The sequence below is a fragment of the Alcaligenes sp. Me129 genome, from assembly GCF_050487245.1.
Taxonomy (GTDB): domain Bacteria; phylum Pseudomonadota; class Gammaproteobacteria; order Burkholderiales; family Burkholderiaceae_B; genus Alcaligenes; species Alcaligenes phenolicus.
The window spans coordinates 1-23151 of sequence record NZ_JBKQGX010000028.1; the positions used below are offsets into that span (position 1 = coordinate 1).

The 23151-nt window shown below is 57.6% G+C and carries 22 protein-coding genes; 3 read left to right on the forward strand and 19 right to left on the reverse strand.

The window, feature by feature from the left end:
- Positions 1-673 precede the first annotated feature (673 nt).
- Entirely contained in the window at positions 674-910 is a 237-nt protein-coding gene (locus ACLPGZ_RS18800) for a hypothetical protein (RefSeq protein WP_022983381.1), read from the forward strand.
- Positions 911-1236: 326 nt separating this feature from the next.
- Here ACLPGZ_RS18800 and ACLPGZ_RS18805 read toward each other — a convergent pair whose 3' ends face one another.
- The 13 genes from ACLPGZ_RS18805 to ACLPGZ_RS18865 all read right to left on the reverse strand — a co-directional run bounded on the left by ACLPGZ_RS18805 (position 1237) and on the right by ACLPGZ_RS18865 (position 15756).
- The gene (locus tag ACLPGZ_RS18805; protein WP_009462695.1) at positions 1237-3312 is read right to left on the reverse strand and encodes a UvrD-helicase domain-containing protein; all 2076 of its coding nucleotides are present in this window, start codon (positions 3310-3312) and stop codon (positions 1237-1239) included.
- A 291-nt stretch (positions 3313-3603) separates the two neighbouring features.
- The gene (locus tag ACLPGZ_RS18810) at positions 3604-5697 is read right to left on the reverse strand and encodes a primosomal protein N' (RefSeq protein ID WP_035269214.1); all 2094 of its coding nucleotides are present in this window, start codon (positions 5695-5697) and stop codon (positions 3604-3606) included.
- A 285-nt stretch (positions 5698-5982) separates the two neighbouring features.
- Entirely contained in the window at positions 5983-7059 is a 1077-nt protein-coding gene (gene hemE, locus ACLPGZ_RS18815) for a uroporphyrinogen decarboxylase (RefSeq protein ID WP_239055035.1), read from the reverse strand.
- A gap of 31 nt (positions 7060-7090) precedes the next feature.
- Positions 7091-7894 (reverse strand): hypothetical protein, encoded by an 804-nt coding sequence (locus ACLPGZ_RS18820; RefSeq protein ID WP_035269207.1) that lies wholly within the window; start codon positions 7892-7894, stop codon positions 7091-7093.
- A 115-nt stretch (positions 7895-8009) separates the two neighbouring features.
- Entirely contained in the window at positions 8010-8960 is a 951-nt protein-coding gene (locus ACLPGZ_RS18825) for an AraC-like ligand-binding domain-containing protein (RefSeq protein ID WP_009462703.1), read from the reverse strand.
- Between the two features lie 116 nt (positions 8961-9076).
- Entirely contained in the window at positions 9077-9577 is a 501-nt protein-coding gene (locus ACLPGZ_RS18830; protein WP_021447058.1) for a cytochrome c family protein, read from the reverse strand.
- A gap of 138 nt (positions 9578-9715) precedes the next feature.
- On the reverse strand, positions 9716-10264 hold the full coding sequence (locus ACLPGZ_RS18835) for a methylamine dehydrogenase light chain (protein ID WP_429641830.1): 549 nt from the start codon (positions 10262-10264) through the stop codon (positions 9716-9718).
- Positions 10248-10889 (reverse strand): methylamine dehydrogenase accessory protein MauD, encoded by a 642-nt coding sequence (gene mauD / locus ACLPGZ_RS18840; protein ID WP_009462707.1) that lies wholly within the window; start codon positions 10887-10889, stop codon positions 10248-10250. The genes ACLPGZ_RS18835 and mauD overlap by 17 nt, the downstream gene beginning before the upstream one ends.
- A 9-nt stretch (positions 10890-10898) precedes the next feature.
- The gene (locus ACLPGZ_RS18845) at positions 10899-11441 is read right to left on the reverse strand and encodes a MauE/DoxX family redox-associated membrane protein (protein ID WP_009462709.1); all 543 of its coding nucleotides are present in this window, start codon (positions 11439-11441) and stop codon (positions 10899-10901) included.
- Position 11442: 1 nt separating this feature from the next.
- A complete protein-coding gene (locus tag ACLPGZ_RS18850) occupies positions 11443-12615 on the reverse strand; it encodes an amine dehydrogenase large subunit (protein ID WP_083054306.1) in 1173 nt (390 codons plus the stop codon).
- 31 nt (positions 12616-12646) lie between these two features.
- Positions 12647-13519, reverse strand: a complete 873-nt coding sequence (locus ACLPGZ_RS18855) for a transporter (RefSeq protein WP_051316325.1) — start codon at positions 13517-13519, stop codon at positions 12647-12649.
- A gap of 63 nt (positions 13520-13582) precedes the next feature.
- On the reverse strand, positions 13583-15073 hold the full coding sequence (locus ACLPGZ_RS18860) for an aldehyde dehydrogenase family protein (protein WP_239055034.1): 1491 nt from the start codon (positions 15071-15073) through the stop codon (positions 13583-13585).
- 125 nt (positions 15074-15198) lie between these two features.
- Positions 15199-15756, reverse strand: a complete 558-nt coding sequence (locus tag ACLPGZ_RS18865) for a methylated-DNA--[protein]-cysteine S-methyltransferase (protein ID WP_239055033.1) — start codon at positions 15754-15756, stop codon at positions 15199-15201.
- Positions 15757-16548: 792 nt separating this feature from the next.
- Here ACLPGZ_RS18865 and ACLPGZ_RS18870 point away from each other — a divergent pair.
- The gene (locus ACLPGZ_RS18870; protein ID WP_429641833.1) at positions 16549-16689 is read left to right on the forward strand and encodes a hypothetical protein; all 141 of its coding nucleotides are present in this window, start codon (positions 16549-16551) and stop codon (positions 16687-16689) included.
- 72 nt (positions 16690-16761) lie between these two features.
- Here ACLPGZ_RS18870 and ACLPGZ_RS18875 read toward each other — a convergent pair whose 3' ends face one another.
- From ACLPGZ_RS18875 to ACLPGZ_RS18900, 6 genes are all read right to left on the reverse strand, one after another.
- The gene (locus ACLPGZ_RS18875) at positions 16762-17667 is read right to left on the reverse strand and encodes a dihydrodipicolinate synthase family protein (protein WP_021447062.1); all 906 of its coding nucleotides are present in this window, start codon (positions 17665-17667) and stop codon (positions 16762-16764) included.
- A gap of 14 nt (positions 17668-17681) precedes the next feature.
- Positions 17682-18350, reverse strand: coding sequence for an amino acid ABC transporter permease (locus ACLPGZ_RS18880; RefSeq protein ID WP_009462726.1), 669 nt, complete (start codon positions 18348-18350; stop codon positions 17682-17684).
- Between the two features lie 12 nt (positions 18351-18362).
- Positions 18363-19034, reverse strand: a complete 672-nt coding sequence (locus ACLPGZ_RS18885) for an amino acid ABC transporter permease (protein WP_026484058.1) — start codon at positions 19032-19034, stop codon at positions 18363-18365.
- Between the two features lie 8 nt (positions 19035-19042).
- The gene (locus tag ACLPGZ_RS18890; protein ID WP_009462730.1) at positions 19043-19774 is read right to left on the reverse strand and encodes an amino acid ABC transporter ATP-binding protein; all 732 of its coding nucleotides are present in this window, start codon (positions 19772-19774) and stop codon (positions 19043-19045) included.
- A gap of 87 nt (positions 19775-19861) precedes the next feature.
- On the reverse strand, positions 19862-20800 hold the full coding sequence (locus ACLPGZ_RS18895; RefSeq protein ID WP_239055031.1) for a substrate-binding periplasmic protein: 939 nt from the start codon (positions 20798-20800) through the stop codon (positions 19862-19864).
- Between the two features lie 254 nt (positions 20801-21054).
- Positions 21055-21963: a LysR substrate-binding domain-containing protein gene (locus tag ACLPGZ_RS18900; RefSeq protein WP_083054310.1), complete on the reverse strand. Its 909-nt coding sequence runs from the start codon at positions 21961-21963 to the stop codon at positions 21055-21057.
- A 150-nt stretch (positions 21964-22113) separates the two neighbouring features.
- Here ACLPGZ_RS18900 and ACLPGZ_RS18905 point away from each other — a divergent pair, with 150 nt between their 5' ends.
- A complete protein-coding gene (locus ACLPGZ_RS18905; RefSeq protein ID WP_035268378.1) occupies positions 22114-23127 on the forward strand; it encodes an ABC transporter substrate-binding protein in 1014 nt (337 codons plus the stop codon).
- The last annotated feature ends 24 nt before the right edge of the window (positions 23128-23151 follow it).

Sequence of the window (23151 nt, forward strand, 5' to 3'; positions counted from 1 at the left end):
GCTGCCTGCTGCCTGCTGCCTGCTGCCTGCTGCCTGCTGCCTGCTGCCTGCTGCCTGCTGCCTGCTGCCTGCTGCCTACAACTAGCCTACGAGCCTGTCATCCATATCTGCCAGCTTTATTTGCCTGGCAACGGATTGCAGCAAGAAGCAGCCAGAGCGATTAGTTGTGGGTTGTCGGCTGTTGGCTGTTGGCTGTTGGTTGTTGGTTGTTGGATGCCACCATTCTGAAGCCCTTGCTGGCTTGAGGCTGGATTGGAGCATTCAGGGGGCTTGCCGCCGTCTGGGGCTGTTGTAGGGATGCAAGCACCTTGCTGTTTGAGTTCAACGCTTGTGGTTTGTCCGGGGGACAAACCACTGAACGAGTTCAAGGTGCGCCCTACAACAGCCCCAGACAAGGGCACCGGTGCGCAGCACCGGCAAGCTTCCGCTCCGACCCAGCCTCAAGCCAGCAAGGGCTGCCGCAAGGACTCCACTCCCCACCTAAAACCCGCAAAACCCTACAAACCCCACCCCCATAAGCCTTTGATTTAATTTCCCTTTCCAAACAACCCTAGGGTTTTCCCCTAAAAACCACAGGCTAATCCAATCCCTAGGGTTTACCCTTGCTTTTATACTAGGGAAAACCCTATAATGAGGACTCGTAACTTAGACCTTCACCTTAAAGGGAAAGCAAATGTCTACCATGACCACTTACTCGCACTACATTCACTGGAGTGATGCTGTTGAGCGTGGGGTAATGCAGCATGCCCTGGAAAATGGTGAATCCGTGTCTTTAACTGCACTGACCAAAGCAGCGGCCAAACAAGTTTCCAAAGCCGCAAACGTGGTGTTCAAGTACATGGTCGAACTGACCCGTGCCTTGAACGAAGCCCGCATCCGCGATTCCCGCATGTCGGCCAGCTACTGGTAAGCCACGCATCACCGTCGTAACGCTCAAGCAAAACACCGCTTGATGTTGAAAAGCCTGCTGATTTAGCAGGCTTTTGTTTTTTCTGCGTTTGCCAATGCCGCCTTTCCAAGGGCACACCTTCATGCATCGCAGAACCTTGGCTCATTGGGCGCAAGCACCTCACAAGGCGTCTCCCCAGCCCCAAGATCAAGACAAGCCAGGCACGGAGAGCGTTTCTTCCAGCGCCGCAGAACATGAAAAAGGCCAGCAAAAGCTGGCCTGCAGAACTACGACGCCTCACAAAACATAGGCCCAGCACTAAATCGTCCTTGATCAAAAAGCACTGCTCAAGACTTGTTCAACAAGTTCTTCAACATATCCAGTCGCTGCTTGGGACTTAAAGCCGCCTGCGCCGGATCTTCCTGGGCACCAGGGTCTTCGATCTTCATCTCATCAATAAAGCGTGAGCGCTCACGCACCAGATTCTCACGTGCGCGTCTGCGCTTCTTGCACCAGCTCAAGCGCAAGCTGCGCTGCGCACGCGTAATACCCACGTACATCAGACGCCGCTCTTCCTGAATGCGCTGGGCCAGAATATCGGCTTCTTTATCCGGGTCTATATCTTCGTCATCGCGCCCAATGTGCGGCAGCAACCCCTCTTCCACCCCCACCAAGAACACATGCGGATACTCCAGACCTTTGGAAGCATGGAGCGTGGACAATTTGACCGCATCCGGGTCTTCATCCTCACCGCGTTCCAACATGGTGATCAGGGCAACTCGCTGCACCAAGTCATTCAAACTCAGCTGATCGTCTGCCGCTTTGGACTTCAACCACGTAATCAATTCCAGCACATTTTCCCAACGAGTCTGCGCGGGGCGCTCGTCGAACATATCGTAGAGATAGCGCTCGTAATCAATCGCCCGCAGCAGCTCGTCCAGCAATTCGCTGACGGCCGTCTCGTGTCCTTCCTGATCGCTCTCTACCCGGTCCGCTCTTTGCTGGATACGGCCAATAAACTGCGCAAAGACACTTAAAGGCTCCAACTGCCTTTCCGGTAAGCGATCCGTCAGAGCGATTTGCGAGACGGCGGAATACAAAGACAGCTTTTGTTCCGCCGCAAACTGACCCAGCACCTGCAAGGTAGCCTGCCCAATTCCGCGCCTGGGTGTCGTCGCTGCGCGGATGAATGCCGGATCATCATCGTCGTTCGCAACGACTCGCAAGTAAGACAGGATGTCGCGAATCTCGGCCTTGTCAAAGAAACTCTGCCCACCCGAGATGGTGTAGGGAATGCGCAGATTGCGCAGCGCCTGCTCAAAGATGCGGGCCTGATGGTTGCCACGGTACAGCACCGCAAAATCTCGCCACTCGGCCTGACGCTCGAAGCGCTCTGCCGAGATACGCATGGCCACTGAATCGGCCTCGTTCTGCTCGTCGTCCGTCACGTGGACCTGGATAGGCTCACCAAAGCCCAGGTCAGACCAGAGCTTCTTACCGAACACGACGGGATTATTGCCAATAACATTATTGGCAGCCTGCAAGATGCGCTGCACCGAACGATAGTTCTGCTCCAGCTTCACGACTTTCAGGTCCGGGTAATCCTTGGGAAGCTGCGCCAGATTCTCCACGGTAGCGCCACGCCAGGCGTAAATAGCCTGATCGTCGTCCCCCACCACGGTAAACATATTGCGCTGACCCGTCAGAGAACGCACCAGCCGATACTGACAGAGGTTAGTGTCCTGATACTCGTCCACCAGCAGATACTGCACCCGACGCTGCCAGCGCTCGCGTACTTCCTGATTGTCTTCCATCAACTGCGCAGGCAGGCGGATCAGATCATCAAAGTCCACCGACTGATAGGCAATCAAGGTGGCGGCGTAGTCGCGGTAAATACGAGCCGCCTCGATCTGGCTGGGCGAGTTTGCGGCACGCTCCGCATCGTCCGGCCCCATCAAGGCGTTTTTCCATAAGGAGATTTCCTGCTGAACGGACTTCAGGCGGCCTTTATCCGTGGTAGCCAGCAGTTCCTGAATAATTGCCAGCGCATCGTTGGAATCCAGAATGGAAAAGCGCGGCTTCAAGCCCACATGCTGTGCTTCCTCACGCAACATGCGCAAGCCCAGAGAGTGGAAGGTGCTGACGGTCAGCCCTCGCAACAGCTTGGGATCTACCAGGGCGCGAATCCGCTCGTTCATTTCACGCGCGGCTTTATTGGTAAAAGTCAGTGCGACCACTTGTCGGCCCGTGTACCCACACTCGCGCAGCAGATAAGCGATTTTCTGCGTGATCACCCGTGTCTTGCCACTGCCCGCTCCGGCCAGCACCAGGCAAGGCCCATCCATATACAACACAGCCTGACGCTGCATGGCGTTCAGGTCGGTGGGGACGGTATGGCCTGGTGTAGTGACGGAGGTGGACATGGTGAAATCAATGAATACTAGGCAAGAAAACGAGGTTCAAAGCCAAACAGCGTGCAAAACTAAAAGTGGAATCCCGGCCAAGCCGAGTATGGTTTGATGACAAGCGAAAGGCCAACACAGAGATACAGCGGAAACGAGGTACAAGAGCATGACAGCGGCAGGGCAACAACATCGCGCCACAGCCTCATCGCTTCCTGCCTCTTGGCTCATAGCTGCATAGCGGTCAAGGATACACCCTGCTGTACCCGAGATGCTCCTACTGTTTCCGTCCGCACATGAGCCTGGAGAGTCTTAAATTTCGAGAGGATCAACCTCAATCGTAATGCGCACTTTATGCTGCTTGGCCAACTGCGCGACCTGTGGCCCCCAATAGCGCACAAAGGCTTGCAAGGCCGGACGATGGGCGCTTTCCAACAGCAACTGGGCACGCTCCACTTTGGCAACGCGCAAAACACGTAAAGGCACCGGATCGTACAGGAAAACCTGATCCGCACCCGGAAATTCATTCGGATATTCTTCAGGCAAACGACGTGCCTGGGTCAACAAGCGAATGGCATCTGCCAATTGCGGCGCTTCGGCAGACAGAAGCACCTGATAGGCAAAAGGCGGCAAACCCACGGACTCGCGCTCGTTCAAGGCGCTTTGGGCAAAGCCTATGTAATCGTGCTTGATCAGACTTTGATAAACGGCCTGCTCCGGGTAACCCGTCTGGATGATGACATCCGCCCCTTCGGTATGGCGACCGGCCCGGCCTGCTACCTGCATCAGTTGAGCAAACAGACGCTCGGGCGCGCGGAAATCATGGGCGAACAAGGTGGCATCAGCATTGAGCACACCGACGACGCTCAGGCGCGTGAAGTCATGACCTTTGGCCACCATCTGGGTGCCCACCATGATGTCCACTTCGCCCGCATGCACCTGCTCGAACAATTGCTGCGCGCTGCCCTTCAAGCGGGTGCTATCCGCGTCGATACGCACCAGGCGGGCATTGGGAAAACGCTCGCCCAGAAACTCTTCAATACGTTGAGTGCCACGCCCCATAGGCTGCAAGTCCTGATCGCCGCAATCCGGGCAAGCACGCGGCACGGGGGCCTGATAACCGCAATGGTGGCACTGCAAATTGTGCTTGAAGCCATTTTGCCGGTGCAGCACGGTGTACACCGTGCAACGCGGACATTGAGACAGCCAGCCGCAAGAGGCGCAATGCAGCACAGGCGCGTAGCCACGCCGGTTAATGAAAACCAGCGATTGCTCGCCGCGCTCCAGACATGCTTCCAGCGCATCCAGCAGTTGGGGAGAAAAGCCCGACTCCAGGCGCAAATGGCGGGTATCGACCAGACGCACTCGGGGCAAGGAAACCTCTCGCGCACGCTTGGGCAGGCTCAACAGGCTATAGCGCCCTTGTCGGGCATGATTCCAGCTTTCCAGCGAAGGGGTGGCTGAACCCAGCACCACTGGCACTTTCAGATCGTAGCCACGCCACACAGCCAGATCCCGAGCGGAGTAACGCAAGCCATCTTGCTGCTTGTAAGAAGCGTCGTGCTCCTCGTCCACAATAATCAGGCCCAGCTCGGGCATGGGCGTGAAGATGGACAGCCGTGTTCCCAACAAAATGCGCGCCTGACCACTGTTGACGCGCAACCAGGAGCGCAGCCGTTCACCTTCGGACAGACCACTATGCAAGACAGCCAGCACATCGCCGGGCAAGACGCGCGCCAAGCGGGCACGCAGGACCTGCTCGAACTGAGGTGTCAGATTGATTTCGGGCACCATGAACAGGACTTGCCGACCAGCGGCCAGCACTTGTTCCAGCACCCGCATATAGACTTCGGTTTTCCCGCTACCCGTTACGCCATGCAGCAATAGGCAGCTTCCGGGTTTGGCCGCCACAATGCCATCTACCGCAGCCTGCTGCTCGGCATTGAGCACGGGCAGGACATCGCTGTCCACCGGCTCCACCTTCTTTTCCTTGCGCTTGGCCATGCGCAATACCGGACCACCAGCGGAACGCTTGCCCAGATAGGCAGAGGGTTTGCGCAAAGGCCCTGGCAAGGACGGCATCATGACCTCGCCCAGCGGACGGTGGTAATAGGTAGACGCAAAGCGCGCCATCCGCAACCAGTCCTGCGGGAAAGGCGGCAAGTCATCCAGCAGCTGATCAATCGCCTTGACCTGCTCGGGCGGGTAGGAAGGTTGCTCCGGCAAGGCCACCACCACGCCTATCATCTGCCGCCGCCCAAAATGCACAATGACCCGCTGTCCGATCAGGACGGGTTCGTGGTGCTGATAATCAAACACCCCATCCAGGGGAACGTCCAAAGCCACATGCAGCCAGAAAGGTCCGGTGCTTGCCGATGCAGAAATAGCGTCAGGAGTGGCGGTCATGGATGGTGGTTCAAAAAAGGGCTGGCCTGGCTGAAAGCCTGATAAGTCAAGAGCTTAGCGACCTGTGGATAACTTTGGGGAAAATGACATGAACAAAAAATACAAAGAAGCAAGCACAGATACAATTTAATTTCCAATATCTCTGAAATAAGGATAAAACGCAGAGAAATCAACTAATTAAAACTGGGTATTGAAATTAAACCTTAAATATAAAGACCTCAAACCCAGCCCTGTCTGTGTGCATAACTTTGCGCACAAGCTGCGACAGCCCGTGCGCAAAGACTATCAAACGCTGTGGTGTCGACGGCTGTAGGAATGCACTTCGTCGACCAGAATGCCCACGGCTTCCGGATCGGTGAAACGCGAAATACCGTGGCCGAAGTTGAACACGTGACCGCCCTGCCCCACAGGGCCAAAGTCATCAATAACACGACGGGCTTCACGACGGATGGCTTCTTCGCCACCGAACATGGTCATGGGGTCCAGATTGCCTTGCAAGGCCTGTTTGTCACCAATACGAGCGCGCGCACGGGACAGGTTCACCGTCCAGTCCACACCCATGGCATCAGCGCCACAGCCAGCAATATCTTCCAGCCACATGCCGCCGCCCTTGGTAAAGACGATGACAGGGACGCGCTTGCCGTCATGCTCGCGAATCAAGCCATCCACCACTTTACGGGTGTAGGCCAGGGAGAATTCCTGGAACAGGGAGTCGGACAATACACCACCCCAGCTATCGAACAGCATCACAGCCTGTGCGCCGGCACGGATCTGATTGTTCAGGTAGTCGCAGGTGGTTTGGGCATTGATTTCCAGCATGCGGTGCATCAGGTCCGGACGCTGATACATCATGCTTTTCACCAGACGGTAGTCGTCCGAGCCCTGGCCTTCCACCATGTAGCAGGCAATGGTCCAGGGGCTGCCGGCAAAGCCGATCAGCGGTACTTTGCCGTCCAGTTCCTTGCGGATCAGCGAGACAGCATCAAACACGTATTGCAGCTTGGCCATGTCCGGCGCTTCCAGCGCCATGACGTCGGCTTCGTTGCGTACAGGACGGGCAAAACGCGGGCCTTCACCAGCGACGAAATCCAGACCCAGGCCCATGGCGTGTGGCACGGTCAGGATGTCCGAGAACAGAATGGCGGCATCCAGATCGAAACGACGCAGGGGCTGCAAGGTTACTTCGCACGCAAATTCGGGATTCTGAGCCAATTGCATGAAGGAGCCAGCCTGGGCACGGGTGGCATTGTATTCAGGCAAATAACGCCCGGCCTGACGCATCAGCCAGATGGGGGTGTACGGCACAGGTTCGCGCAACAGCGAGCGCAGGAAAACATCGTTTTTTAATTGAGGTAAAGACACGGCAATCCCTATTGAAAAATGCCTGTTAATTTTAACCATCGTGTTCGTCGTCTGGGTTTGACGCGGATCGAAAGCGTGCTGCATCGATATGGTGTTTGCGCATCAGTGCCCAGAAAGCACGCCGGTGCTTTTGCGCGGAGCGGGCCGCCATGGCGATATTGCCGCTATGGCGATCAAGGGCGGCGTGGATATAAGCCTGCTCGAAGCGGGCCACTATCCGTCCCTTGGCAACTTTGAAAGATTCCTGGCTGCTGGCGTAGCGCGAGGCTACCGCAGCGGCATAGGCTTCCAGCGTTGTCCCCTCCTGTTGCAAGATCGTTTGCGACAGGCGCTGCTCCGTTGGGCCGGGGTGCAGGACCAGATCCTGGTTTTCCTGCACCCTATAGTGTATCCGACCCGACAGCCCCGGTTCATTCAAAGCGTGGGAAGAGGTCTGTAAACGCTGACGATTGATGCGGGCGCGCAAATCGTCCAGGCATAAAGGCTCGCGCACGTAGTCTGCCAGACCCAGTTCCAGCAGGTCTGTCAGGGCCGCGGCCTTGATAGCACCCCGCAGCAAACCAAAGACCGGCACTGGCAAATGACCTTGGGCCACCGACAAGGCTCGACGCACGTGAATCAGGGTGGCCGCTTCGATGGGAATCAGACAGGCATCAAAACGCAGCAGCAAGGCCGATGCGCTGCGCAAAAACAAATACTCCTGATCGGGATGGGGCGGTGGTGGCGCCTGCAGAACATGCAGCTGCAAGCGCTCGCAAGGCGGGATGATGGCCAGTAGATTCTGAGCCCACGATGGCTGGGTGTGCAGCAACGCACAATCGAGGTGTAGACGCATAAGACTGTCCTTGAGAAGCCGGGCGAACCACACCGGCCGCCCCATAATCATGAGCCTCTAGGATAGAAATCCGACCCGTCTGCGATAAGTCGGAGTTGCGTCTACGTAGCTGTACTTAATCGCCGCAAATACGGCTGCGACGCCATTCGCTGGGCGATACGCCATAGCGTCGCCGGAAGGCGTGGCTGAACACGGCCGCGTCGGAAAAGCCCATTTGCCAGGCCAGCTCACTGATCTGCCGACCGGGTTTGCCGTCCACCAACAATTGACAGGCGCGCTCCAGGCGGGCGGCCATGATGTAATCGGCAGGCGCTTGCCCGCACAGCTCGAACAGCTTGTAGAGATAACGGCGTGAAATGCGAAACTGCAGCGCCAGGGACTGGGCATTCAAACCGGTATCACCCAGATGATCCTGCACGTATTGCTGAATTTGCAGTAGCTGCCCGCGCCGCACTTCGTCCAGGGCGGACTCGGTCGTCACCGGGCGACCATCGGCCAGGCTCAGAGCCATCATGCGAATCACGGTCTGGGACAGTTCGCTCAAGGCCGAGGGCGACAAGTGCCCGCGCTCCTGCAAACCCAAACGCAGCATATCCATGGCAATTCGGGCCGGACCTGTCGTGGCGGAGAACGAGCGGGCCACCGCATCGCTTAGCCAGGGCAACCAAGGCAGCAAACGCTCTTCCTCGAACTGCAAGACCAGAAAATGGGATTGATCCTGCACGGCCACTTCGTAAGGGCGGGTGGTGTCATAAATGCCCCACTCCCCGGCGTGCAAGATGCCACTGCGATTATCCTGCTGAATCTGACTGCTGCCACTGATCTGCAAGGTGACCTTGTACAGCGCCTGCTCGGATCGGCTGGCCAAGGCCTGGGTACGACGCACGCGCTGCGCGCTGGTACACAGTTCCATGACATCGACCGAACCCATGCGATCGGTTGCCGCCCGGTTGGAGAAACCACGGCGAGAATCCGGCTGAACTTCCAAGGGCACAAAGTACGCGCACACCACTTCCTGCCAAGCAGCCAGGCTCTTGAAAGAAGCAGAGGGAGTGCGCAATAACATAGACATTGCCTGAGTGCCCTTTCGGCCAACACAATTGATCGGGGTAAGGGGCAGAATATGCCCCCTTTCTTATAGCCCTAAAAAATTCAAGCGTCTACGGTCGTTAACCCGCTGTATCAGCGATCCATGGAGCCGTACAGGTAGGGCGCAGGCTCCAGACCCATACTGTTCATCTTGACGGTTAGCTCCGTACGCGCCTTGAGTACATCATCAAAACGATGCCGGCGCGATGCCCCTACCTCGGCCGAGGTAAAGGGTCGGTAATCGGGTGTCATTTCTTCCGGGCTGAACTTGGCCACAATCCAGTTCAGCACACGAGCCAGATCGGCATTATCCAGTTGCGACTGCGAGGCACCGGGCACTCGAATCATATAGTCCCGTCCAGCTGGCAGGCGTGTAAACAAGCCAATGGACTGGTTGAAATTGGGGATGCCCCGATGCGTCAGGCCCTGGCCATCGTAGCGATGGCAACCTGCGCATTGCAGCATATAGTCTTTGAAAGCCTGCGAACTTTGCAGGTAATCGCCCGTTCCGGCCATCTCTTCTTGGGCATGGGCCCAAGGCGTAAACGCCAGGAGTACGGCGCCCAAACAGGCCAGGCGCAAAGATGTCCACACAGTGATGCCTCCTTAAGTGACCGAACGCCATCCTGGCCGCCCGGCACCTTGTTCAAACCCTGGGGCTGCCTATGCAGGAAAGAACTGGCGTCCCAAGGACCGTTCTTCCCGCATGACTGGCAGCCCGACGGGCCTTTTTTAGTTTTTAGCCAAGCCAACCAGTACCGATGTCGTGCAATGGAAGGTGCTGTTCTCGTTCGCCATGCACCAGTTCACGTCATTGTGCAGGAAGAACTCGTAACCAGGGCGCTCGCGGGTCTGCGTGTTGCACTGGCAGCGGCCGCAAGCGGTCTTGCCGCAGCAGTCGTGGTAGCTGATCAGGTAGTCCTTGCCATCATGCGGGTTGTGGCAGGTGCCAATCCACGAGATGGGCGAAGGCGTCGAGCCCGGAGGGCAGGTGGTGGTCGTGCCACCGCAGCAAGAGCACAGGAACCCGTCCACCGCACAATGACGCCAGTAGTCGCAGGAGTTCACTTCGTCTTCATTCGCCAGATCGGGATTCAGACTGATGTGATCGGCACCACTGCTGCTGCCACCACCATCGGCGGCGCGAGCCACCGGCAATACAGGCAACACAAAGGCCGAACCGACCATTAATTTGCCCACCGAGCGCAGCACGCTGCGACGCGAAGTCTTGTGGGCCACAGAACGGGAGAGGCTCTCCCCAAATTTATCCAGCCAACGCATTGACGTTCTCCTTTCGTGATACCTGCACTTGCTTCATGCCCGAGTCACCGGCCAAGTATTCTTGCGCCGAGGCCACGCCCAGGTCTTTGGCGGTAAACAGGCTTTCCAGCTGTTCACGCGAATTGACCAGACCCTTGCCGCGCACCACACCGTTCTCGTCGATCAGGACGGCGTAAGGCAGTTTGCTGATCTGAAAGCCCATGCCCAGCTGTGTGGACAGGACGTAAGGGAAGGCGTCCAGTTGTGCTTTCTGGTAGAAAGCCAGATGCTCGGGCATCTCGCCATCACTGGCCAGCACAATATCTACCCACTGACCTTCCGAGCCCTGAATGGACTTCAGAATCGGCAAGAGCTTCTTGCACACCGGGCAGGTAGGCGACATGAAGAAAATCAACTGGCTACGCGGGCCAGCCACGCCCACGGTAACGGCACGACCGCGCAGGTCCTGCAATTCCATGACGGGAGCGGCATCACCCACCTGCGGGCCTTTATCCATAGTCAGGGCGCCCATGGGGGCTACCCGTTCGTACAACACGCCAATCTGGCGCGACAGGGCAAGTACAACCAGCACCAGGGCCAGTACGATTACCCATAAAATGACGTTGGAAATCATTAAAGCGGTCATTTAGGTCTCCTAAGAATTCTGCATTTTCTGGAATTTCAGATGGGATTCGATCAGCTGGTTGGCCGCATAGTACAGGCCCAGCAAGGCCAAGGTGGCACCAAAGAAGGTCAAACCGTCCACCCAGACCAGTTCACGGGCGCTGCTGATGGCCCAGTCACCGCTGGCCACCGCCAGCGCAGCCAGCAAGGCATTGCGAGCCACCAGCCACCAGGACAGACCACCGGAGGATTCCCCCAGCCCGGAGCAGCCGCAATCCACATCGCGGCGGCCACGCAGCAGGTTCATCACAATGCCACTGGTGGCGACCAGCAGGACGCACAGGGCCAGAACCGCCCCCAGCGAACGGCTAGCTGGCCACAGCAGCAAAGGCGCACTCAAGGCCTCGGCAGCGACAAACAGCACACTGAACGGTCGTAACAACACTTCCGGCAACAATCGATAACCGCCAACGGCTGCCTCGAACAGGCTGAAGTGACGCAGTTTATCCAGCGCCCCCAGTCCCATCAGCACGGCCAAGCAAGCCAGGCTGGCATAGGTCAGGACCGGGTCCATATCAGACACCCCCAACTGGGTGGAACTGAACTTGCAAGGATGCTTCTGCGGCGCCTTCAATGGTGCGCAGCAACTTGGGTTCAGGCTGGCTGATGTCATAGACGTTCACATTGCCACCGTCCAGGGTCAGCATCAGATTGCGTTGCTGATCAATGGTCATGGACAAGGCATCACGCCCTGGAATGCGGGCTACACGCTGCTTGGTCTTGGTGTCCATGACCCAGATCTCGGCCGCGGGGAACTTGTGAGTGCCCTCTTTGCCATCGGGATGCATGAACACATACATGCGACCGCTGGCGCGATGCAGACCCACCAGGTTGTAGCCACCGGGCACCCAGTTCTTGGCCTTGTCTTGGTCGTTCAGCAAGGACCAGGGGCCATCTACCTTGACCTCGTCACCGCTGAAATCCGCACTGTAGACATTGCCGTAGTAGGACACGAAGTGAGCCTTGTCCTTGTCCAGAGCCGGAGCGATAAAGATCGGATCATCCTTCACGGAGAACATCTGCTTGCTGCGCGACTGGCTGGCGACTTTACCATCCTCGCCCAGATTGATGGTCAACAGGCCACCATCGCCACAAATAGTCATGAAGCTGCGTGGGCGGTTGGGCTGGGGGATTACGCTCCAGCAACCGGCGGCAGCGGTAACGTCTTCCACATAATCACCCTTGGCCACGTCCACGATCCCGATCGAGGTCGCTGGCGAGGCGTTTTGCAGCACGATGAACTTGCCGTCCGTCGTCTGACGGAACAGACCGTCATAGTTCAGACCTTGCACACGCTTGGGTGGCAGGGAAATTTCCTTCTCGAAGGTCAGCTTGTCGGCATCCCACACTTCCACCACATCCGAGCGCTTTCCACGCGTAATGCGCTCGTGATAGGTGGTCATGGTGTAGATTTTCTTGCCGTCGTTGGACACCTGCACGTGGCCGTTGAAGGCGGTGGGTACCATGCCCAGGAACTTGCCGTTGGTGTAGTCATAAACGTGCACACGGCTTTCGGTCAGGTGCATGAACACCGAGTCCATGACGTAGATACGGTTTTCCTGCGGGGCAGACACACTGTGACCACCTGTCAGGACTTCGCGCGGCTTGTCCTGGGCCTGCGCGCCACCGGCCAGTACCATCAGCCCCAACATGGCGGCGGCGGTCGTTAATTTAAATTTAGACTTCATTGGATGTCTCTCCTCATGGGCGTCCACGCTGTCAGAACGCATAGGCATAACGGAATTGCAGGCCGCGCATGCGCGGGCCATTCTCGACTTTCAAATCATGGATGTACTGCAATTGCACCTGGTGAGCGTCAGTCAACTGGTGGGTGATCTCGGCGGCCAACTGGTGGTTACGTGCACGCGTCGCCGTGGTCTGGCCATTGACCCGCTCACGGCCACCTGTCTCGTAGCGGTAGCGCATACCTACATAAGTCTTTTCAGTCAGGTTGGTTGAAACCAGGGCCATCAGGCGGATTGCCGTGTCTTTTTTCAGAGTCTGGCCGTAGTAGTTCTTGTTGTTGCCAAAGAACTCGAATTCCGCCACACCTTCAATAAAGGAAGACTCCCCAAAGCCTTTCACAATCGCAAAGTCCTGGATGGTGCTCCAGCGGTTCTTGCCGGAAGACACATCGGCCTGCGAGCCGTGGTAACGACCTGTAGGAGCCGTAATGAAAGGTTCCCACGCAAACCAGAAACGGTTTTCCGGATCGTTGTGCAGCCACACGGCCGCACCGGCAGTCACATCACCAATACCGGTCATGCGATCCCGGTCTTGCCCTGGAACATCCAGCGTGTTGCGAAAACCGGGCACGATCAGCTCGTACTGCACCGTCTTGCCGGCCAGTTCGCGAAAGTGCATCTGACGATAAATCATGCCTTGCACATTCAACTTGGGGCTGTCGCCAATTCGTGAACCCTGATCATAAAAACCGTGAGACTTCAGGCCCATCATGTAGACCGCCAGGATGTTGGTCCCTACCGGAGCAGGAATCCAGTCCCGCGCACTGGGGTCGCCCGCAAGGGCGGCACCGGCACTGACGCCGCTCAAGGCCAAGGCCAGAGCGGTCCGCTGCAAAATTGCATACATTATTGTTGTCTCCTCAAAGAGGCGCGAACGGTATCGTTATTGTGTTCGCGCCTTTATCCCTAGCTAGGCTGCCGGGTAGGCCATGCAGACCGATTTGGTCTCCAGGTAAGCCTCTACCGCAGCGCGCCCGTGCTCCCGACCCAGGCCGGACTGCTTGTAGCCACCAAAGGGCATGCTGGGGTCCAGCATGTTGTGGGTGTTGACCCACACGGTTCCGGCCTTGATGCCAGCAGTCAAACGCTGGACGCGGGCCAGATCCTGACTCCAGACGCTGGCACCCAGGCCAAAGTCTGTATCGTTGGCCAACTGCAGTGCCTGCGCCTCGGTATCAAACGGGGTCGCGACCACCACGGGACCAAAGATTTCTTCACGCATGATGCGAGCATCGGGAGCGACGTCGGCAAACACGGTAGGACGTACAAAGTAGCCCTGCTCGGGGCGAGCACCCTCGCCTGCCAACATGCGACCGCCTTGCTGGCGGCCCACATCAATGTAGTTCTGCACGCGCTGCTGATGACGGGCGGAAATCAGCGGAGCAATCTGGGTGGACTGCTCAAAGCCCGAGCCCAGAGTCATGGAAGAAGCCAGATCGGCTACGCCCTGCACCACGCGCTCGTAAATGCCTTTTTGCACGAACAGACGCGAGCCGGCAGTACATACCTGGCCCTGGTTAAAGAAGATGGCGTTGGCCGCACCTTGAATGGCCATGTCCACATCGCAATCGTCCATGATGACCACGGGGGATTTGCCGCCCAGCTCCAGAGACATGCGCTTCATGTCATTGACGGCCTGATGACCGATCAACTTGCCCACTTCCGTGGAGCCGGTAAAGGAGATCTTGTTCACGCCAGGGTGAGCCGTCAAAGCCGCACCTGTGCTTTCGCCACGCCCCGTGATCACGTTGATCACACCGGCGGGGAAACCAGCTTCCAGAGCCAGCTCGGCCAGACGAATGGCGGTCAGCGGTGTCTCTTCAGCAGGCTTCAGAACCACGGTACAACCGGCGGCCATGGCAGGCGCAATCTTCCACACCGCCATCAGCAGCGGGAAGTTCCAGGGCACGATAGCGCCCACCACACCAACCGGTTCCTGGCGGGTGTAAGCGTGGTATTTCACGCCGGGAGGAAAGCCGATGGAAGGCGAGAGCAATTCGCCATTCATCTTGGTGGCCCAGCCAGCCATGTAGCGCAGCCATTGTGCGCTGGCCGCCACTTCCAGGCCGTAGGAGAAGAACAGCAGCTTGCCGTTGTTCAGGGTTTCCAGACGAGCCAGCTCATCCGCGTGGGATTCAATCAAATCAGCCAGACGCAACAAGAGGCGCTCGCGCTGGGCGGGCAGCATCTGAGCCCATTCGCCCTGCTCCAGAGCCTGGCGTGCGGCACGCACGGCAAGGTCTACGCCAGCAGCACCGGCCTCAGGTTGATGCGCGATCACCTGGCCTGTTGCGGGGTCGTAAACGGGAATCGTGGGTCCCTGAGATTCAGTGACGGGCTTGCCGTCAATAATCATGTGTTCGCGAATCGCGTTGCGCTCGGGTTGTACGTCCTGCCCCATAGTCTGTCTCCACACGGAATAGTTGATTCTTAACGAATCCAGTATAGGGACGAGGACAAGCCCGGACTTGTGATTCTGTGCACGGGGGCTTGTTGATTTGGGTACGGAGTGAGCCCTGGCCTGCGTTAGAACAAATCCAGCTGGGCAGGCATGCTGGCCTGAATGTCGCCTGTGCCCGTCAAATGCACACGGCGCTCAAAGTCCAGCAAGCTGGCCTTGCGATGCAAACCGGAGCTAAAGCCGGTCAACATGCCATTGGCACCCTGCACACGATGGCAGGGCACGATGATGCTGATGGGATTAAGACCACAGGCCTGACCCACAGCACGGACCGCCTTGGGACGGCCCAGATGTTCGGCCATCTGGCCATAAGTCCAGGTCTGACCATAGGGAATGCTCAGCAAGGCCTGCCAGACCTGTTGCTGAAACTCGGTCCCTTGCAAGCTGAAAGGCAGATCAAACTGTTGCAGCTTACCGGCAAAATACGCATCCAGTTGAGTCCGCACAGGCTCGGCCAACGCAGGCTCGGAGATCAGACCCGCCAATTGCTCGGGTGTCAGACCATGGACGGTCTCTTCCTCGAAATCCAGACGCAGCAAGGCACCTTGAGCGTCCACCAACAGACGCATCGCCCCTAAAGGCGTATCAAAGCAGGCAGTACGCAGCCCGACATAGGCAAACATGGCAATCCCGATCCAAGGGCAGAATGTCTGATCATACTGCGCGGCTCCAGCCACTTCAAAAACTCTGGCAACACCCAGGCAGGCTAGAGGCCAACTCCTGGTCAAAGGCTTTTCAACCCAAAGCCGCCTGGCCGCAGCACCTCTCGTCCTTGTACCAACTCCTTATGCGCCTATAAAAGCGCCTGAGTGAGCAAGAAAACCTAAAAGAACAAGAGACTGAGACAACAACAATCACCGTGACAAGCGCATTGGCTTCGGCGTCAAAGACGCACGACAAGCTCCCGATTACGCACAACATTGTGTTGAGCGGGATATCCTGAGCAAGGTTCATGCTCCCATGAAGTGCCTGGCTCTCAATAGTTAGTGCTTGGCTCCTATTTTTGCGTCCCCCCACACCCACCGCTAACTATTGAGAGCGACGATCAACACGCCAACCTCGCCCCCCTCAAGCCCCTCCCGCCGCGACAGCAACCCAAAGAGCCACATACCGCCAGACTCCAAAAGGAGGAAGGGCTCATATTGATAGTCATTGTGAGCCGGTCTGGGCCGGGGGCCGTCCTCTGGGCGATTCAGGCTTCTTGCCGCAGGCAGGCTTGCTATTCGGGGTACAAGCGCCCTGCTGTTTGAGCGAAATGCTTGTGCCTTGTCCGGGGGACAAGGCACTTTCGCGAGTTCAGGGCGCGCCCGAATAGCAAGCCTGACCAGGGCACCGGTGCGCAGCACCGGCAAGGAGCCAAGCCCGGAGGACGGCCCCCGGCCCAGACCGGCGTTTTCACGAGACACGATCTAAACATGCAGCCTCGTTTACGCTTCTTATTTCCTTATCTCGCCAGCCTCCTGCTTCGGACACAGCTCCGCTCTACAAGGGCCAAAGAAGAAGAAGAAGAAGAAGAAGAAGAAGAAGAAGCGCAAGCAAAAAAACCGGCTAAATAACGCCGGGGCCCCCCAGACGTTATTTACCCGGCAAATCCAACAAATGCAGCAGTTACTCAAGAACAGCAAGGTTTAAACGGTTTGCACACCCGTTGCCGACAAGTCCAGACCCACACGGCGCACCACAGCCTCAAACTCATCCCGGCTGATATGGTCCAGAGCCGTCGCCGGATCACGCGTCGCATCGCAGGCGATGATGCCACGGCGCATATAGGAATACTTGCGCAGGGCCAGCGCCACCAAAGGCTGAAACTCGTAACGGATCAGCGAGCAATAACGGTCAAACACACGGGCGGCTTCCTCCTGTTCGCCCTGACGGTGCAAGGCATAGACCTTGAGCAGAATCTCCGGGAAGGAGAAGCCGGTGACCACGCCATCGGCCCCCCGTTGCAGCTCTTCCAGAAAATGCATGCCACCCAAGCCACTCAAGATCGGCAAGGCATCACCCGACAGACCCCGCACAGCGGTAATCTTCTGTCCGACGGGAGGGTCTTCGGAATTCAGAATGGACACACCCGCCTCTGCCTTCAAACGCACAGCCAAGGCCGGACTGATGCGGGCGGCGAACAGTTCCGGGAAGTCGTGAATGACCACCGGCAAACGAATAGCCTGCACAATCTGGCGGTAAAAGGACACCTGCATATCGTCATCCGCCCCCGCCAAGGGAGCGACAAAAATCGCATCGGCCCCCAGATCTTCAGCGCTGCGAGCCTGCTCCACCGCCGCTGCCGTTCCCATGGCCCGCACTCCCACCCAGACCGGCACAGCACCGCGCACTGCCGCCACGACGGTTTCAATGACACGCCGACGCTCAAACGTACTGAGCTTGTGCAGTTCACCCATCACTCCCAAAATCGCCAAGCCGTGAATACCGGCTTCCAGCTGGAAATTCACCAGACTGACCAGGCTTTGCAAATCCAACTCACCACCCGGTTTGAAGGGAGTGGGGCAAATGGAAAAGACACCTTTATTTTTCATAATTACGCTTAGGCTCAACGTGGAATAACAAATGGCTTTTGCATACGCGAAATCATGCGTACCAAGGGCCAGAGAAGAATGAAGTAAATCAGCGCAGCGGCCACCAGAGGCGTCTGGCTATAGGTCTCGCCCTGCACGATCTGGGCCGAACGCAGCAGTTCAGGCAAGGCCACAGCCGAAGCAATCGAAGTCTGCTTGATGGCTTCCAGCGTGTTGCTGGCCAGATCCGGAATTACATTGCGCACACCTTGGGGCACAACCACATAGGCCATGGCCTGACGGGCGTTCAAGCCGGTCGAGCGCGCCGCCTCGTTCTGGCCGGGGGACACCGACTCCAGCCCGGCACGGAAAATCTCCGCGAAGTAACCACTGCTGTTCAAAACCAGCGCCAGCACCGTGGCGGAAAACTCATTCAAGGGCAGGCCCAGGAACGGCAGGCCGTAGTAAATGAAGATCAGCAGCACCAAAGGTGGGAAGGCACGAAAGAAATCCACGTACAGCAGGATCAGCCTGTTCAGCCAGCGATGCTGCTGGTAATGCAGGCAGGCAATCACCAGACCCAGCAAGGCAGCCAGCGGCACGATGATCACCGAGAGCTTGACGGTCAGCCACAAGCCCTGAAGCAGCAAGGGCCAACTGGCGGCAAGAATCTTCGGGTTCAGAAAAGTATCGATCAGTTCCATAGCGCGTCACTCCTACGACTTGATCGCATAGCGCCGTTCCAGCACCCTCGTCAGATGAACGAAGGGGAAGAAAATCAGGCAGAACAAAATGGCCCCGGCCGTAAAGGCGGTGGGGTTGGCGATGTTGGACTGGATATTGCTGGACACATTAAGCAGCTCAGGCACGGCAATCACCGAACCCAAGGTGGTGCCTTTGGTAATTCCGATAGCGCGATTGGTCAGTGGTGGAATCGCCAGGCGCACGGCTTGCGGCAGGATGATGGCAAACAGCGTCTGACTGAAACCCATGCCGGTGGACCGGCCCGCTTCCCACTGCCCCGTAGGCACTGAAGCAATGCCAGACCAGAAGATTTCTTCTGCAAAGGCAGACAGCACCAGGCTCAAGGCCAGCACCGTGGCGGGTACGGGCTCAATCACAATCCCGAGGGACGGCAAAGCGAAGAACACCAGCACAATAATGACCAGCTGCGGAATCGCACGGAACACGTCCACATACAAGGTCATCAAGATATTGACGGGGCGCCAGCCGTAGCAACGCAACACGGCCAGACCCAGGCCCAGGACAGTGCCCAGAACCACGGTCATCACGGCCATTTGCAGCGTGACCCAAAAGCCCTGCATGATCTCGGGCAAATAGGGGCTGATCAGCGTCCAGTTAAAGAAGTAATAAATTATCTGATCCATGGCCGGCCTCAGTTCATGCGGCTCAGAAAATCCTGAATACGCTTGTGACGCGGCTTACACAGAATTTCATCGGGACTGCCCTGGTCCAGAATCACGCCCTGGTCCATGAACACAATGCGGTCCCCTACTTCGCGGGCAAACTGCATTTCGTGCGTAACAATCACCATGGTCATGCCCGCATCGCGGGTGCGTTTCATCACGTTCAGCACTTCACCGACCAGCTCCGGGTCCAGGCCCGAGGTAGGCTCGTCAAACAGCATGACTTTGGGCTCCAGCGCCAGCGCGCGGGCAATGCCCACCCGCTGCTGCTGGCCGCCGGACAACTGGCTGGGATAGTGTTCGATACGCTGGGCCAGACCCACCTGTTCCAGATGATGGCGGGCCTGCTCTTCGGCCTGCGCCTTGGGCACTTTTTTCACCTTGCGCAGCGCCAGCATCACATTGCCCAGCGCCGTCATATGCGGGTACAGGTGTATGCCCTGAAACACCATGCCTATGTTCTGGCGCACCTGGTTCAGGTCGGTGCGCGGACAGGTCACATCACTGCCAGCCACCACAATCGTGCCGCTGGTCGGGGTTTCCAGACGGTTGATGCAGCGCAGACAGGTACTTTTGCCCGAGCCCGAGCCGCCAATCATCACGACAACTTCGCCGGTGTTGACGCTCAGGTCTATGCCTTTAAGAATTTCGGCCTGCCCAAACGATTTGCGCAAGCCCTGGATGCGGACAATTTCACTCATGGTCGCTCCTTGACCGCCTGCCAGTCGGGCAGGCGGGGACCGGCCCCTGCAGGGCCATATAGCTAGAGAAACAGCGCGAAGGCGCTTTTAAGGACGGGAGCAGTCGGGGGTGTGCTCGGTGGGCTCGTAGCCAGGGAAGTCGGGCACGCCATAGCCGGGGAAAATCACCGTCATGGCCGTACCAGCATTGGGTTCCGTACCGAACCACTTCACATGCAGCTTGGACAGGGAGCCGTCCTGCTTCATGCATTCCAGCACTTCATCCACGCGATTACGCAGGGCCGTGTCGTCCTTGCGGAAGGCAAAGGCGTAGTTAGCCTCGGTGGTCATGTCGTAGACCGGGGCCAGTGCGGGGGTTTGGGTGGCGATATAGCGTGCCAAAGGAGTCTCGGACATATTGGCAAAGGCGCGACCAATAGCCACGGCCTGCACGGCATCCGTGTTCTTGTTGAAGCGCTGGATCTTGTAGCCGTATTTTTCCTGGTTGTCCTGCAACCAGCGGTCCGAGAAGCTGCCGTTATTGACGGCAATGGTCTTGCCTTTCAGGTCTTCCAGTGCATTGACGGTCGCGCCCTTTTTAGCCAGAAAGCTCAGGCCGCCCGCCATATACGGCTCGGCAAACAGCATTTGCTCCGCACGTTCACGTGTGGTGTTGGTGGGAGCCGCCACCATGTCGTAACGACTGGAAAACAAGCCCGCAAAAATAGCGGAAAACGGGGTGTCGATGACCTCCGCCCCCTCGTAACCCATGCGTCGGGCCACTTCCTGGGTCAGATCATTGGAAAAGCCATCCAGCTTGCCATCGGTGCCGCGCATGAAAAACGGAACCAGGCCCACGTCTGCAGCCACCTTGAACATCTTGCCCTGATTGGGGTTGACCGCATGAGCGGGCAGGCTCAAGGCCACGCCGGCAGCCAATGTGGCCAGCATCAAGCCGGCTTTGCTGCTGACACGTCCCCAGCGGGACAGGGTGTTTTTGCGGAATACAGCCGCAGCCAACGGGGCGATTGTGTATACGCCTTGCATAAGGTCTCCTTGCCATCCATTTTCTGTTTGTAGTGCTTTAATTCTAGGATTGGCAAAACCTTGATGTCATATGCTTTTTTATTAACCCTTCATAACACAGGGTTAAGCAAATACCCGTACCCCTTATACGCGGCGCAATACGCGAACACGCACATTTCCCGACAGTCGCCCTTGATAAGGGTAAGTCCCCCCCCTTGAGAGGCCGCCAAGCAAAAGCGCAGCGTGGGGGGACGATGTATTTATGGATGAATCACTCAAGCCCAGCCTGCCCGCATCCCTCGGGAGGCGGTAGAAATGACCACTTTCATGAAGTCGTGAGCCAATTGCGACACCGGCACCACATTGGAATGCAGCATGTGCAAAGGCATGGTGGTGCGCGGATTAATGGGGCGCACCACCACATCCGGCCAGACCCGGCCTGCCACGGCCAGCTCGTCCACAATTGCAATCCCGGCTCCAGCCTGCACCATGGCACAGGCAATATGCGTCAAACGCACTTCTACCGCCAGTTGCGGCACACCAGGACGGTTACCAAATAACTGCTGCACCATCTGGCCATAAGGAGTGTCATTGCCATAACCAATCAGGTCCAGCCCTTCCAGATCGCTGGCGTCCAGTTCCTGCTTGTCGGCCAGAGGATGGCTGGCTGGCAACACCGCCACCAGATGGTTTTCATAAATGGATTGGGCATGCAAGCTGGGATGCGTCAGCGGCACGATAGCCACACCGACCTCGGCCTGCTGGGTGACCAAAGCCTGTACCAGATCACTGGAAATCAGCGTGCGCACATACACCTTCACGTCCGGGAATGCCTGGCGAAAACGCGTCACCGCCATGGGGATCAAGGTCTGGCCCAGACTGGGGCTGACGGCAATGTGCAAGCTGCCGTGGCGCTTTTCGATCAGGTCGGTGGCCACCTCGTTTACCCGCTGCACGCTGTTATGAACCTGCTCCACCTCCTGATAGAGCCGACGCGCCTCGGGCGTGGGGTACAGACGCCCCTTGATGCGCTCGAACAGCACCAGACCAATACGCGATTCGGTATAGGACAGCAGGCGGCTGATGGCCGGTTGCGACACGTTCAGCAATTGCGCCGCCTTGCTGATGGAACCGGTCAGCATGATCGCGCGAAAAACCTCGATTTGACGAAGATTGAGCAGCATCCCTTAACGTAGCCTTATGTTTCGAGCACAAATAAGCATAAGACATTTTGATTTGCCTATGTTTCAATTTTTTCAAGCTGCCATCCCGGCGCGCCTTGATCGCAACGGGCTTACAGAGCGGCTTCATAACTACGACACGGAGACAAAATCATGCAAACCCTGCTTGCTCGCACCCTGGCGGTGCTGGGCTTGGGACTGGCCGCCGCTGCGCCCACCGCCCACGCTGCTGACAACGTTCATCTGATGCTGGACTTCATCCCCACCGGCGACTATGCCCCGTATTACTCGGGCATTGCCAACGGGATTTACGAGAAACACGGCATCAACCTGAAGATTACCCGTGGCACCGGTTCGGGTGACACAGTTCTGAAAGTGGCTGGCGGCGCGGCCGATATTGGCTTGGCCGATATTTCCGCCATTCTGACCTCACGTCAGAACAGCCAGACTCCCATCAAGGCCATTGCTTCCACCTTCTCACACTCGGCCCATTCCCTATTTGTGCGCAAAGACTCGGGCATTACCGATTTCTCCGGCCTGGAAGGCAAGAAAATTGCCGTCTCGCCCGGTAACAGCCACAAGCTTTACTTCCCCATGGTGGCGCGCAAGGCCAACACCGATCCCGACAAGATTCAGTGGGTGACCGTTGACGGCTCCTCCATGGCACCGCTGCTGATCAACGGCAAAGTGGACGCCGCTCCTTTCCTGGCCACCAACTACTACTACCAGAACAAGCAGGCCAAGCGTTTTGGCAAGGAAATCGTGGTGCTGCCCTTTAGCGATCAGGGTTTCAACATCTACGCCCTGTCCGTATTCGCCACCGACAAGACACTGACCGAGCGTCCACAAATGGTGCAGAACTTCCTGGACGCCACCATCGAAGCCTGGGAAGCCGCCCGCAAGGACCCGGACACGGCTTGTCAGGCCCACGTAAAGGCCAATCCGGAAATCGACCTTGATGACTGCATGGGCAACCTGAACGCGGTGCTGGGCTACATCTACACCGATTTCAGTGCCGAGCACGGAGTAGGCAGCCTGGAAGAAGGCCGCATGAAAAACACCTACGAGGCCGTTGCAGAAGCCCAAAGCCTGGATCCCGCCTGGGACTATCACCAAGCCTACGACACCCAGTTCATCGTCAAGGCCAACGGCACGGCCAAGCCCTGAGCTGAACTGATTTTCGCGCGTGCT